Origin of the sequence: Caballeronia pedi (assembly GCF_001544915.2) — a bacterium.
Lineage (GTDB): Bacteria > Pseudomonadota > Gammaproteobacteria > Burkholderiales > Burkholderiaceae > Caballeronia > Caballeronia pedi.
This window is the reverse complement of sequence record NZ_FCOE02000131.1, coordinates 1-615: the sequence shown is the minus strand read 5'-3', so window position 1 is coordinate 615 and position 615 is coordinate 1. Positions and strand designations below refer to the sequence as shown.

Here is a 615-nt window from a genome sequence, read left to right as displayed (position 1 = left end):
TTCTGCGAGGCGCAGCAATCGGGCGCGCAGCAAGGGGCCGTGTTGAAGATCGAAGGGGCGTCGGGCTTCGTCTTGCGCGAGGCGTCGGATTTCAGTGGCTTGGGTATCGGGTGCGAGCGTGTCCAGCGGCAGCGCGAGTTCCAGGTCCGCAGTGATGCGCTGCACGGCTTGACCATCGTGTTGAGCGAAGGACGTACGCAGGCTCTCGTGACGGGCCACGAGCGCGTTCAAGGCAGCATGAAACGCGCGAACATCGAGCGTGCCGCTCAGACGCAGGGCGATCGGGATGTGATACGTGGATTGTCCGGGGTTGAGTTGTTCGAGGAACCACAGACGTTCTTGCGCAAAGGACAACGGCAAATGCGCGGGACGCGGGCGTGCCTGCAAGGGCGGCAAAGCACTGACCTGACGCGGCGATTCCCCCAGCGCTTCAGCGAGCGTGGCAACGCTGGGTGCATCGAACAGCGCACGCAAAGGCATTTCAATGGAAAGTGCCTCACGCAAGCGCGAAACGAGTTGCGTGGCAAGCAACGAGTGCCCGCCGAGCGCGAAGAAGTTATCGAACACGCTCACGCGTTCGAGGCCGAGCACGCTGGCGAAGCACTGCGCGAGGGT

The 615-nt window shown here is 63.3% G+C and carries 1 protein-coding gene; it reads right to left on the bottom strand.

Features of this window, described 5'->3' with window-relative positions:
• Positions 1-615 (bottom strand): condensation domain-containing protein (locus AWB80_RS42845; protein ID WP_208635781.1); only part of this gene is annotated, 615 nt, incomplete at both ends.